The organism is Streptomyces tibetensis (genome assembly GCF_007655005.1).
Taxonomy (GTDB): domain Bacteria; phylum Actinomycetota; class Actinomycetes; order Streptomycetales; family Streptomycetaceae; genus Streptomyces; species Streptomyces tibetensis.
Genome location: NZ_SZVW01000009.1, coordinates 255,841 through 268,611 on the forward strand (window position 1 = coordinate 255,841; position 12,771 = coordinate 268,611).

General features: G+C 69.6%; 9 protein-coding genes. 4 read left to right on the forward strand and 5 right to left on the reverse strand.

Translation table 11 applies throughout. From position 1 onward, the window contains the following. Nucleotides 1–33: 33 nt before the first annotated feature. Nucleotides 34–3,042 carry a glycoside hydrolase family 35 protein gene (locus FDO69_RS17575; RefSeq protein ID WP_104780759.1) on the reverse strand — a complete coding sequence of 1,003 codons (3,009 nt, stop codon included), beginning with the start codon at nt 3,040–3,042 and terminating at the stop codon, nt 34–36. A gap of 131 nt (nt 3,043–3,173) precedes the next feature. Here FDO69_RS17575 and FDO69_RS17580 point away from each other — a divergent pair, with 131 nt between their 5' ends. Together FDO69_RS17580 and FDO69_RS17585 are read left to right on the forward strand one after the other, a co-directional pair. Next, on the forward strand, nt 3,174–3,632 hold the full coding sequence (locus tag FDO69_RS17580; RefSeq protein ID WP_104780760.1) for an RrF2 family transcriptional regulator: 459 nt from the start codon (nt 3,174–3,176) through the stop codon (nt 3,630–3,632). Nucleotides 3,633–3,944: 312 nt separating this feature from the next. Continuing rightward, complete coding sequence (locus FDO69_RS17585; protein ID WP_104780761.1) at nt 3,945–4,598, forward strand: DUF4360 domain-containing protein; 654 nt, start codon at nt 3,945–3,947, stop codon at nt 4,596–4,598. A gap of 61 nt (nt 4,599–4,659) precedes the next feature. Here the strand turns inward: FDO69_RS17585 and FDO69_RS17590 are convergent, their stop codons facing one another. Then, entirely contained in the window at nt 4,660–5,112 is a 453-nt protein-coding gene (locus FDO69_RS17590) for a hypothetical protein (protein WP_104780762.1), read from the reverse strand. Between the two features lie 45 nt (nt 5,113–5,157). Then, entirely contained in the window at nt 5,158–9,201 is a 4,044-nt protein-coding gene (locus tag FDO69_RS17595; RefSeq protein ID WP_104780763.1) for a GDSL-type esterase/lipase family protein, read from the reverse strand. Nucleotides 9,202–9,946: 745 nt separating this feature from the next. Between FDO69_RS17595 and FDO69_RS17600 the strand changes: the two genes are divergently transcribed. Beyond that, on the forward strand, nt 9,947–10,444 hold the full coding sequence (locus FDO69_RS17600) for a hypothetical protein (RefSeq protein WP_240806339.1): 498 nt from the start codon (nt 9,947–9,949) through the stop codon (nt 10,442–10,444). Between the two features lie 81 nt (nt 10,445–10,525). Here the strand turns inward: FDO69_RS17600 and FDO69_RS17605 are convergent, their stop codons facing one another. Then, nucleotides 10,526–11,302, reverse strand: a complete 777-nt coding sequence (locus FDO69_RS17605; protein WP_104780764.1) for an alpha/beta fold hydrolase — start codon at nt 11,300–11,302, stop codon at nt 10,526–10,528. Nucleotides 11,303–11,362: 60 nt separating this feature from the next. Here FDO69_RS17605 and FDO69_RS17610 point away from each other — a divergent pair, with 60 nt between their 5' ends. Further along, a complete protein-coding gene (locus FDO69_RS17610) occupies nt 11,363–11,911 on the forward strand; it encodes a YciI family protein (RefSeq protein ID WP_104780765.1) in 549 nt (182 codons plus the stop codon). 78 nt (nt 11,912–11,989) lie between these two features. Here the strand turns inward: FDO69_RS17610 and FDO69_RS17615 are convergent, their stop codons facing one another. Then, a complete protein-coding gene (locus FDO69_RS17615; protein ID WP_104780766.1) occupies nt 11,990–12,769 on the reverse strand; it encodes an intradiol ring-cleavage dioxygenase in 780 nt (259 codons plus the stop codon). Nucleotides 12,770–12,771: the final 2 nt, after the last annotated feature.

A 12,771-nucleotide genomic window follows, 5' to 3' on the forward strand; every position in this document is an offset into this window, starting at 1 on the left:
CAGAAGGCAATGCGCGAGGACGGCTCGATCCGGTCACACCGGTTCGACGGGCACCCCTCCGGCCGCCGCGCCCAGCAGTGTCAGCCGTACGTCCCCGGGCCCGGACGGTGTGGTTCCGTCGGACAACACCGCCAACGCCAGTGTGTTGGCACCCCGTGTGCGCAGGATCCCGTTCGGCAGAACGAAAGTGTGCTGCGGGCCTACGTCGTTGATGTACTGGCCCATGTTCCAGCCGTTGAGGAAGATCTGGACGCGGTAGGCGCGGCCCGGGTCGTCGTCCAGGACGAGCCCGACCGAGGCGTCGACGCCGGGGTCGACGTTCAGCCGGAAGTCCGTCCGGTACCAGGCGACACCCTGCCGCCGCTCGGACCGGGGAAGCTCGGCGCCCTTCCAGTTCCCGTCGTCGTACTCGGGCAGATGCCAGCCCTCGCGCTCCCCGTGCAGCCCGCCGTTGTTCATCGGACCGCGCACGGGATCCGGCATGGCGGCGCCCTGGATACGCCACGTCACCTCGGGGGAGCCGCCCTCGAAGGTGACGGCGGTCAGACCGCGTGCGGCCTTGTGCGTGTCGCGCGCCTCGCCGTCCATGTCGTGCTGCATCCGCCGCACGAGCACGGACAGCACGTGCCTCTCACGCTTCCCGTCCTGCTCCCGACTTTGTTCCTGTTCCTTCTCCCGCTCCTCGCGGAACTTCTCCCGCAGCTTCTCCGGCAGGTCGAAGTCGGCCTTCGCGGTCCACGTCCCCTGTCGTGCCCGGTCCCTGTCCGGCACCGGCATCCGGTGCGTGCCCAGCGGCTCGCCGTCCAGCCACGCCATCAACAGGCCCTGCGTGCCCGTGCTGTAGGCGAGGGACACGGACGCGATGTCGTCGTCGCCGCTCCACTCGCCTCGGTACCAGACGTCGCCGTAGTGGAAGCCGTAGTCGTCGGCGAACAGGACGGGCTGCCCGTCGGGCACGGGCGTGCTGCTGAAGGTCGTCTCCTTGTCGGCCGTCGTCCAGTCCGAGTCGTCGAAGTCCGGCTCGGACTCCGGGTTCCCGGCCCGCCATCGCCAGCCCTCCAGTGCGGGCAGGGCCGGCCGGACCACCCCCGGCAGCGGCCGCAGCGCCAGCAGGCTGCCGGAGGCGCTGATCCGGGTGGCGACCGGGCGCCCGTTCCAGATGACGTGGGTGATCCCGCGCGGCCCCCACACCTCCAGGCCGGTCTGCCCGATGGTGTCGCCGGTGAGGTGGACCGTCGAGCCGCGCAGCTCGGCCGACCGCAGCAGGGCGGGGCCGTAGACGAGGAGCGGGCCGGACGGGGTCTCGCGGGGCCACAGCCGCAGGGCGGTGGCGTCGTCGGCGAACAGCACCAGTATCGGAGTGTCCACACCGTCGCCCTCGACCCGCACCCGGCTCAGCCCGCCGGCGCCGAGCGGGGCCGTGATGAACAGCTTGCCCAGGTTGTAGGCCCAGGCGGGCTCCGCGTCCAGCCGCATGGGCGTCGGTTCGTCCGCGCACTCCAGGACGACCTGGGCCATCTCGCCCCGGCGGCCCACGAACACGGCGATGTCCTGCCGCCCTGCGGTCAGGCTCACCATGGGCTGCACGGTGGAGTGCACCAGTGTCCGCTTCCCGAGGTTCAGGCCGGCGGCGATCAGCTTGGCGTCCCGGGCCGGGACGGTGACCGGCTCGTCGATCCCGGCGTCAGGCAGCGTCGAGGAGAGAGCCTCACCCGTGTCGTTGCGCAGGACGTAGAAGTGGGCCCCGGTGTCGGGGTTGGTCAGGTGGTAGACCTTCATCCGCGCGTCGGTCGCCCGCACCGCCTTCGCCCGGCGCAGCTTGGCGAGGTCGGGCACGGACCGCAGCAACTGCCCGATCTGGTGCATCGGGGCGAGCTTCGGGGTGGCGTTGCGGGCCTCGTCGAACGCGGCGCCGTAGTCGTACGAGGTATAGACCGCCGGCGCGGGCAGCCAGCCCCACGAGGTGCCGCCGTACGTCATGTAGACGTTGTGCAGCGTGATGCCGTTGGCGAGGTTGGTGAGGTAGAAGCGCCGCTCGTACGCCGCGTCCCGGGTCCGGCGCGCCTCGGCGTACCCCTTGCCGTCGAACCAGGACCCGCCCCACGGGTCGAACCAGCCGCCGCCGAACTCGGGCACGAACCCGGGCGTGCGCGGACTGGCCGTCGCCCCGCCCTCCTTGCCGCCGGCCCCGAACGCCCCCCAGTCCGGCGGCACCCGGTCCGGCTCCGGGTAGCCGTCGAACCCGTACAGCCAGCGCCCCTTCTCCCCGCCGGTGCCGAACGACCCCGGTGTCCAGGCGCCGTCGCGTCCCTTGTCGTTGTGGAACAGCGGCACGTCGATGCCGTCGGCGCGGACCTTCTCGTACAGGTACGACATGTAGGCACGCCCGGACGGCTCGTCGACGTGCGCGTCGTACTCGTTCTCGATCTGGTAGAGCAGGACCGTGCCCGTGCCCCGGGTGAACAGGCGCTTGGCCGCGATGGCGTTCACCGCGGTCAGCCACTCGTCGACATAGCGCAGATAGGTCGGGTCGGAGGTCCGGGCCCGGCCCTCGGTGGCGGTCAGCCAGCCGGGGAAGCCGCCGGCGTCGACCTCCGCGTTGATGTACGGCCCGGGCCGCAGGATGACGTACAGCCCCGTCTCGGCGGCCGTCCGCAGGAACAGGTCCAGGTCGCGCACGCCGGTGAAGTCGTACCGGCCGGGGGCGGGGGAGTGGTGGTTCCAGGCGACGTACACGCTGACGGCGTTGTAGCCGTGGGCACGCATCTTCTCCAGCACGTCACGCCACAGCGACGGGCTCGGCAGCCGGAAAGGGTGCATCTCGCCCGACCACAGCACCAGGCGACGGCCGTCGACGATCAGCGAGTGGTGGTCGAAGCCGATCTCGTGCGGTCGGCCGTCCGCGCTCGGCACCGGGGGCGGCGGGCCGGTGGGCGCGGTGCGTGCCGGGTTGGCGGAGGTCGGCGACCCGCTGCCGGTCAGCGCGAAGCCGAGCGCCGCCGTGCCGGCCAGAGCGTGGAAGGTACGCCTGCTGAGCTCCAAGGGAGCGCCTCCTGTTGTGCCTTGCGATACGTGGTGCGAGATGCGTGGGCTTGTCGTACGGGGTGGGTGTGCTCGCTGTGGTGCGAGGTACGTGTGCTCAATGTCTACAGGGTGACGGCGACAATGGTCCTATGAGGATCTCGGCACGTGCGGACTACGCGGTACGAGCGGTCGTGGAGCTGGCCGTCCGGCAGGGGGAGGGGTCGGTCAAGGCGGAGGCCGTCGCCACCGCGCAGGACATCCCCCACAAGTTCCTGGAGGGGATCCTGGGCGATCTGCGCCGGGGCGGTGTCGTCGACAGCCGGCGCGGCGGGGGCGGCGGCTACCGGCTGGCCCGGGAGGCCGCGGAGATCACGGTCGCCGACGTCATCCGCGCTGTGGACGGGCCGATCGTCTCGGTACGCGGCGAACGGCCGACCGGCCTCGCCTACTCCGGCACCGCCGAGCCGCTGCTGCCGCTGTGGATCGCCCTGCGGGCCAACGTGCGCAGGATCCTGGAGGGTGTGACGGTCGCCGACCTCGCGGCCGGGGCGCTGCCCGAGCCGGTGGAGCGGCTGGCTGCGGAACCGGCTGCCTGGGAGAACCCCTGAGGGGCGGCCGCCGGGCGCGACGCTGTGCGTGATCCTCATTCCGTCCTCGGGATGTCCTCGGTCTGACGCACTGGTGCAACGCACCCTATGCGCCCACCGGCATCCCGGGTGAATTCCCGCCAGTGTGAATGGCCGGAGAGCTATCTGGCCCGCCCCTGCCGCCCTGCGTACGATGCGACCGCTCCCGGCCTTCACATCTCCTTCATGGAACGGTCACAGACCGGGGGTGCATGCGCTGTCACTTTGACATGCCCATGCAATGCACCTTGCCTGTCGCCTTGATCCACCCCCCACGAACGGAATGGGAGAACCATGGCCGGTGGCCTGCTCCTGAGCGGCGCGATCGCCGCGCTGCTCACCAGCGCACTTCCCGCGCAATCCTCGCCCTCCGGGTTCGACGACCCGCCCCCGGACAAGATCGTCATCCAGGTCGCCACGGTGAACGGCTCCGGCTGCCCGCAGGGCACGGCAGCGGTCGCCGTCTCCGAGGACAACACGGCGTTCACGGTGACCTACAGCGACTACCTCGCCCAGGCCGGCGGGAACTCCGACCCGACCGCGTTCCGCAGGAACTGCCAGCTCAACCTGAAGGTCCACGTCCCCGGCGGCTTCACCTACGCCATCGCGAGCGCCGACTACCGGGGCTTCGCCGCCCTCCAGCCCGGCGCGACCGCTTCCCAGCGGGCCTCGTACTACTTCCAGGGCTCGCCCAGCACGGTGTCCAAGAACCACCCCTTCAGCGGCCCGTACAACGACAACTGGCAGGCCACCGACGAGACGGACTGGGCCCAGCTGGTCTACGCGCCCTGCGGAGTGCAGCGCAACTTCAACATCAACACCGAGCTCCGCGTCAACGCCGGCACCCAGTCGGCCAACAAGGTCAGCTTCATGACGATGGACTCCACGGACGGGGACATCAGCACGGTCTACCACCTGGCGTGGAAGGAGTGCCCGAAGAAGTCGTGACGGTGTGAAGAGGGGCGGTCTCACCGGGCCGGTGGTCCGGTGAGACCGCCCCTTCGTGGTCCTATGCGTCGTCCGGCCGGTGGCCGACGCCTGCCAGCGCTGCACCGAGAAGAACGTACGCGGCGAAGGCCGGAATCGGTATGTGCCCGCCCGCATGGTCGATGTCGTCGATGAAGTAGCCGGAGAGCACCACCCAGACCAGCCCGCCGACGAGGACGAACACGGTGTTGCCGGTCTCCCGCAGCACCAGCATGCCGAACCACAGCAGCAGGGGCATGAGCGCCCACGAAGCGGCCGTGGTGAAGAGGAACTCGAAGGCGCCGGCGAAAATGGTGTCCCCGCTCGCGGTCGCGCTGTCGCGTGACCACGCGTAGCCGCCGGACATGATGCCGTGGCAGGCCGCGGTGGCGGCGGCGACGGTCAGGGCGCCCTTGGCGTGGCGTACGTACCGAATGACGAAACTCCTCGCTCTTCGCAGGCCGATGGGCCCCAGCACGAGTGTGTTGGGACCCACGGAGGTGTGCGGACGGCGACCACTACGTGGCCGGTCCCTCAGGTACTACAGGGCGCGCTCCAGGGCGTTGGCGTAGAGCCGGGCGCCGGAGATCTTCGGGTGGAACGACTTCATCGACGGGTTGGGCGCGTCGTTGTCCGCCTCGGACCGGCCGTCCGTGACGATACCGTGGATGGATTCGGGGTCACCGCAGATCGCCTTGTCCTTGAAGTCGGACGCGGGGTCCACGAACGTGGCTCCCGCAGACGTCGCGGCGGCCTTCATCTCCTGGCTCAGCTTCGGAGCGACCTCGTCGTTCAGCCAGGGCGCCTCCTCGGTTCCGATGCCCGGGATGCACTGACCGTTCCCGGACAGCAGCGGCGGGTAGCCCACGAGGTAGACCTTGGCCTGCGGCGCACGGGTCTTGATCTCGTTGAGGACCTTGACGATCCTCGGCTTGACCTCGTTGGCGAGCCAGTTGGGCATGAAGTCCTTGAGCGGACCGGTCATCTCGCCGGTCTTGTCGCCCGTGTCCGGGTTCCGCTTCTCGATTTCGGCGTTCTGGCAGAGGCTCAGTCCGGCCTTCCAGACGCATTCGTTGAACACGTCCGTGAACAGGGAGTCGTTACCGCCGATGGCGATGGTCACGATGTCCGTGTTCTGGTCGAGGTAACCGAGGTCCATCTGCGGCGGCGAGTTCTGCTGCCCCTTGCCGCCCGACCAGACGTTGTAGGTGCGGGCGCCGGAGCAGGCGATGAAGCTCAGGTCGACGTTGCCGTAGTCGTCGGAGATCTTTCCGATGGACTGGGACCTGCCGGGCAGGGTCGCCTGCCGGATCCAGGCCTGCTTGGAGCGGTGGCACTTGTTGACGATCTCGCTGCTGCCGAGATCCTCCTTGTAGTCCGTCTCCCGGAAGTAGTCCTTTCCGCCCTCGTTGTCGGCGCCCTCGCCGGAGGCGAAGGAGTCACCCATGCCGACCACGTGCGTCGGGTTGGCGCCGAGCGTCTGGAAGGCGATGGCGTCCCAGGCGATGTCGACGCCCGGAGCCTCTTCGGTGATGTTGGACAGGGACACCGACGGGGTTCCGGTGAAGTTGAAGACGCCGAGCGAGCGCCACTCGTTGCTGCGGATGCGCTGCGGAGCGACGCGCTTCGGAGACTTGGAGTCGGTGCCCGACACCGAGTACGTCGCCTGCTGGGACCGTGCGGCCACGTTCGGCATGTGGACCAGGACCCGGGTCCAGCCCTTGACGGCGCTGGGGCCGGTCCAGGTGCCGGTGGCCTTCAGCCGCTGATCCGTCCCCGGGGAACTGCCCTTGTGGGTGGTGGAGAACCAGACGTGGTTCCCGTACCCCACACCGAGCTGATGGGTGTCCATCTTGGCCGAGGGCGTGGCGAAGTCGAACTTGAACGAGCCGTCCGACTTGCCGGTGTCGAAGCAGCGTCTGCCGTCCTTGCCCGCGATCCGCTGACCGGAGTTCACGTTGTCGACGATGTACGTGGTTCCCGGGATGCCGGAGTCGCAACGGGGCGGGTGGGAGTTGCCGTCCGCCTCCTCCGGGTAGGTGCTGTTGAAGCGGAAGATCTCGTTGCCGCAGGCACCGGCTCCGCAGTTCTTCCACTCCACCTTCTTGTTCCACCAGCACCGGAAGTCCGAACGCTGACAGGGACCCGTCGCGGGCGAGTCGTTCGACGCGCCTTCCTTGATCTTGCCCGGGTCGCATTCGTTGGAGCCGTCACAGAACAGGGCGACCGGCGGCTTGGCCAGGGTGCGGAACATGGGCTCGGTCCACCAGGCCGGCCGGAAACCGTGGACGAGGGTGCCCGGCGCCTCCAGCGCTTCCAGCGGGCGCGCGGCCCAGCCGATGACCTTCTCCGGGTAGGGCCAGAACTGCGGCTTGGCGGCGTGGGAGTAGTCGTCGCCACCGTTCTCGTTCTCCAGGAACGGGGTCCGGTTGGGCTTGTAGGTGGGGCTTGCCGGGTTGTTGGCCCAGCCCACACCCCACTTGCCCCCGTTCTTGCCCGCGTCCGCCTGCTCGTAGAACCCGGAGTTGTAGGCCCAGAGGGCGAAGAACCAGTTCTCGATGGCCTTCGGGTCACCGTTGTTGACGGTGAGGCCGGCGTTACGGGTCTGGTTCCACTTCTCGGCGAGGATGTTCACGCCCGCCGCGACGTTCGCGGTGTAGTCCAGCGCGACGGCGTCCTGGTACGCGCGCGGCTTGGACGGCCGCACCTCGCCGTTCTCGTACGGCTTGCCGGGCAGCCGCATACCGTCGGTGACCTGCGTGATGCCGTAACCGCAGTCAGCGGCAGGCCAGTTGATGGCCCAGGGGTCGTCGACCTCGCCGTGCTCGTTGTGGACGAGGCCGTAGTAGTTGCCGATGAGGCTGTTGGCGGTGGTGCCCGGTGCGGCGAAGCGCGTGGCCTGCCACATGTTGGATTCCTGGGCGGTGATGCCGAGGAACACCTGGGCCGGTATGCGCCCGCCGCCGGAGAGCGGGGTGAGGCCGCCGATGAGGGCCTGCGGCGAGTAGGCCCCCATGCCCATGTTCTTCCAGTTGGCGGCCCGCTTCACGTGCTGGTCCATCGTGCCTTCGATGGCCCGGTCGACGGCCCATTCGATCTGCCGTGGCTTCGGCTGGAACGCCTGCTTCTGCGGGTTGCCCCGCTCCACGGCGCAGGTGCGCTCCGACTCCGGCTCCGCGATGTTCAGCAGCGACGTCTTCTTGCCGCCCACCGTGCCACCGCTTCTGGAGGGGGCGGTGCCGAGCGCAGGGGAGCGGTCCTGGCCCTCGGCCGGGTCCGGATTGACCGGGGACGCGGCCGGGTTGGCCTCGAAGACGGGCTCGCTGCCGGTGGGCAGGTGGCTCATCTCGATGCGGGCCGTGCGCGCCGTGTCGTATTCCGAGGGGCGGATGCGGGTGTCCTTGCCGTCGGCCCACGCGGAGTCCACGACGGCGCGGGCTCTGGTGGAGGCGGTGGCGTCCTTGTCGATGCCGCCCGGGTTCCGCACGTCCTTCGGCAGATTGCCGACGTTCTCCGCCGCGCCGGTGACGATCGTGGTCCCGTCGGCTGCGCGGGTGAGGTCCATACCCGTCAGGTTGCCCTCGGCGACCGTTCGGGCCTTGACAGCCCTGCCCTTGAGCTGGCCGCCGGTCAGGTACTTGACCTCGGACGTGTTGCCGGCGGACGCGGCCTCGGCGGGCTTCGCGGTGGCGCCGCGGGCCAGTACCTTCTTCGCGGCCCGCGCGTCGTGCGTGCGGTCCAGGAAGGCGATGCCGCCGCCCTTGGTGACGGACAGGCTGAAGGGCGTGTTCTCCGTGCGCGTGACCAGCTCTGTCTTCCCGTCGCCGGTGATCCGGACGATCGCGTTGCCCTGCGCGGCGACGATGCCGCCCGGGGTCGGGACCGCGGAGGTGATCTGGCCCTTCACCGTGGTCTTCTTCGTCTTGCCCGTGCGGGCGTCGACGGTGATCAGACGGGTTTCGTTCCGGTCCGACGTGTTCTCGTCGGTGAACTGCGAGAGCACCGCCTGCTCGCCGTCGCCGCAGCCGGGCGAGAAGTAGGCGAGGCTCGCCTGGTACGGCAGCTTCGTGACCTCGCCCGAGTTCAGGTCCACGGCAGCCGTGAAGGCGCCCCGGGCCATGAGGTTGGGCTTGTTGGTGAAGGTGCGCGGCGCGTAGGCGACCATGGCGCGGTCACCGGAGGCGGTGACGCAGGCGTTGCCGATCCAGGTGTCGGTGTCGGAGAACCCGGGTTCGACGAGGGTCGCCGCGGTCTTCCAGCGGTAGCCGTCGGCCTCGTCGGCGGTCATGAGGTGGAAGCCGGTGGCGTCACCGATGGTGGTCCACGCGGTGTCCGAGGACTTGGTGTAGCCGCTGCCGAGCACCTTGCTGCGCTTCTTGGCGGGAACGCGGTCCTTGTGGCCGTTCTCGTCCGCCTTCACGCGGGGCGCGGCGGAGCCGGACCACCCCTCGGCGGCATTCGGGGGCGGCGTCGGTGCCTGCTGGGGAGCGGCTTGCGCCTGGATCGCGGTTCCGAAGGCGATCGCGGTGGCGATGGCGCAACTGATGGGAACACGCGCGTACGTGTGTCTTCCGGCCCGTCTCAAAGAACGTCTCCATGGGTGAGAGGTGGGGGAACGCTTGTGCGCGGGCGCAACGGAGCCTCGGCACGTGGGTGATGCGTCGAAGGGGCGGAAGGAACCGCGACGGCAGAGGGAAGCGGCACATCGGCGTGCCCATCGCTCTGTCGTTCTTCAGTCGGAGTCGCCGACCATCGCTGTGCTGGGCCGGAGAGTGAGCCAGGCCCTCTACGACCCGGAAGCGCTGTGCGCGGCGGGCTCGATGGCCGAATGGCGCAGGCCACAGTGGCGGCCCGCGCGCCAGGTGTCGGACATTCCTGTTCCTCCCCCGTCTGAACGCGATGGGAGGAATGTGGTCATACGAGTGCTGGTCAACAGCACTTGCTCCCCCCGAGCGGCACACGAGACCGGGTGATGAGACCAGGTCGCCTGAGTGCCTGGTCACTGTAGACGCACGGCACCATCAGAAATAAGCACTGATCGGTGCATGGCAAAAAGATGGTCATGTCTGGGGGAGGCTGCTGGACAGGCGCACCGCCTCCTGATCTGTGAAGTTTCGAAGGAGCCGGACGGGATGGACGGAGGGAGGGGCTCAATACGTTGGCTGAATTTCGCCCCTCCGGGCTGACCTGCAAAAACCTTTGCCCGCTTGCGTGTGCGATGCGCTACGGTTTCTGCGACACGATCATCTGACTGTCACTCATAGGGGGAAAATGTGAAGACTGGGATACGTCTGGGTGGCGCCTGCGCCGTCCTGCTTGCCGCGACAGCGATGACGCCCACCGCGTCGGCCGCCGACCAGCCCGGACTGAAGACGAGCGCGGCGATCCAGACCGTGGACATCGAGGGCGTCAAGGTCGCCAAGGAGGCGTCGGCCGAGACCAAGCGGATCATCGAGGCCGAGGCGGGAGTCGCCGCGGCCGCCGCCAACGTGTGCGGATCCGGCTACACCATCTCCACCGGGGCTGCCCGCTACGGGACCTACGGCACCACCTACACGTGGACCAACGGCAAGACCACGGGCGACCGGTACTACGACAAGCCGATCTGCGCCGTGTTCTTCAACGACACCGGCGTGGCGCACTCCATGGGGATCCGACTGAAGGACAACTACACCGATACGCCTCACAAGGAAGACTTCGGCACCTTCAGTACCTACGCCGGGCCCGTCTACCAGAACCGCGGCTACTGCGGCGAGGCGTACTCCTACATGAAGGTCGGCACCAAGGTCGTCGTCGACAACATCCTCACCGTGGGATCCTGCAACTGACGTCACCTCGCGACAGTGCCGCGCCCGCATCGTGCGGGCGCGGCACTGTTTCCGGCCCGAGCCGCGGTAGGTGAGGGCGGGTCAGCCCTGCGTCGTCAGTGCCGCGGCTGTGGCCTTCACGAAGGCATCCCGGTTGTCCAGCATGATGTTGTGGCCGCAGTCCGGGATCGCGACGACGGCCACTCCGGCCTCGGTGAGGGCGTCGGCCCCGGGAAGCGGGCCGTCGGACTCGGGAAGCAGGAAGGCGCGGGGGATCCTCAGCTCCAGCAACAGCTCCCGCATGGTGGGGGTCGTGCCGCGGGTGAGGTGGAACGCGCTGCGGTGCAGGGCCTCGCGGCCGGCCAGGCGCATCGTGGACCACCAGTGCGGGCCGACCCGGTCGCGGACCTCCTCCCAGCCGCCACCCGTCACGAACTCCGCCTCGGAGTACGCGGCGATGCCGCTGCTGCCCTGGGATCCGGGCACGCGCGGGACGGGGTCGAGGTTGGCGTCGACGAGCACCAGACGGGAGACCAGCCGGGGATGGCGGGCCGCCAGGACGATCGCCACCGAGCCGCCCATGCTGTGGGCGATCACTTCGGCGGCCGAGACGCCCGCTGCCGTCAGAGCGCCGGCGAGCGCGTCGGCGTGGGATTCCAGCGTGTAGTCGAAGTGCGTCGGGCGGTCGCTGATGCCGTGGCCCAGCATGTCGATCAGCAGGGAACGGCGTCCGGCCAGGCGCGGATCGACCGCGACTTCGGTGAAGTAGGCGGGCGCGGTGGCGCCCAACCCGTGCACGTAGACGCGCGCGGGCTCCTGCCCCGGCAGTTCGACCCAGCGGATTCGATCGCCCTCGGGCGTCACGGTGGCGCTGCGCACGGTCTTTTTCCCCCTGGGTGCGACGTCGGTGTCGGTGGACAGTCAACAGTAGTCTGCAGCATGGAGTTCTTCTGCTACCACCGCGACCGGCCCGGCTCCCTGCCGCTGCGCGAGGAGCTGGGGGAGGCGCACTGGGCCTACATGGACCGGTACGAGGCGGAGCTGATCGCCCGCGGGCCGACCTTCGCCGCCGACGGGGAGACGCCGAGCGGCAGCGTCCACATCGTCGACCTGCCTGACCCCGCCGCGGCCCGCGCGTTCGCCTTCGACGAGCCCAACTACCAGGCCGGGGCATACCGCGACGTGCTGCTGCGGCGGTGGCGCAACCTGCTGGGCCGCACCATGTGGGACTTCCCCGGCGGGCGCACGGGCGGTGACCGCCACCTCGTTCTGGGTCTCGGCTCGGGCCCGGCCGCCGACCTCGACCTACCGCCCGACCGCGACGAGCTGATCGCTTACGGGCCGCTGCTGTCCGACGACGGCGCCGTGTGGCTGGGCACCGCGGCGCTGGTGCGGGCGCCGGACGCGGAGTCGGCGCGTGCCGTGCTGACCCGGGAGAGGTACGCCGACATCGAGGTGCACGACTGGGAGTTCGGCGGGCGGCGATGAGGCGCGGATGGGCCGGGGGTGAGGGGGGTCGCTCGGTGTGCGAGCGACCCCCACGGTACGCGTCGGCCGTGCCCGGCGTCAGCCCTGTTCCACGCCCAGGGTCAGCGTGCCCGCGTAGCCGGCGGCCGTCGTGCTGCCGAGCGGGGTGAGGGTGAGGAGGCCCGAGGCCGCGCCTCTGTCGTCGTAGATCGAGTCCTGGGCCAGGGTGGTGCGCCGGACCGTGTTGACCTTGTACGTGGCGAGTGCCGCGACCTTGGTCGTGATCGTCTCGGCGAAGAAGAGCTGGCCGGTGTGGAGTTCCCGGCCGCCGGTGAAGGAGCCGTCGGGGGTCAGGGTCACGTCGGTGTGGACCTTGACGTGGATGTGCACGCAGCGGCCCACGTACCAGCCGGGGTAGACGGTGGTGATCGCCGCGACTCCGCGCGCGTCGGTGAGGACGCCGCCGCGCAGGAACGTGCCGTTGTCCGGTTCGTCGTGGCCGTTGTCGCCCACGAAGCCGGAGTACTCGCCGAGCGCGTCGGCGTGCCAGATCTCCACCAGGGCGTTCTTCAGCGGGGCGCACGTGTCGTCGTCGACGACCGTCAGCGTCAGCTTCAGGGGGATGCCGGTCTTGTCCTCCCGGATGTCGGAGCGGACGTACTGGCCGTCGAGGTAGTAGGGGCCTTCGGTCAGCTCCTTCGTCAGGGTGCAGACGGCTGCGGCGGCGACGGGGGCGGTGCCGCCGGTCTCCTGGGTGCCTCGGTCGGCCGAGGCGGCGGCAGCCCCGACGGCCAGTGTGGCGGCGGTGGCGCCGGTGGCCAGCAGGACGGAGCGGCGGCCGATGGGGGTGTCGCTGTAGTTCTTCGAGTTGTCTGTCATGG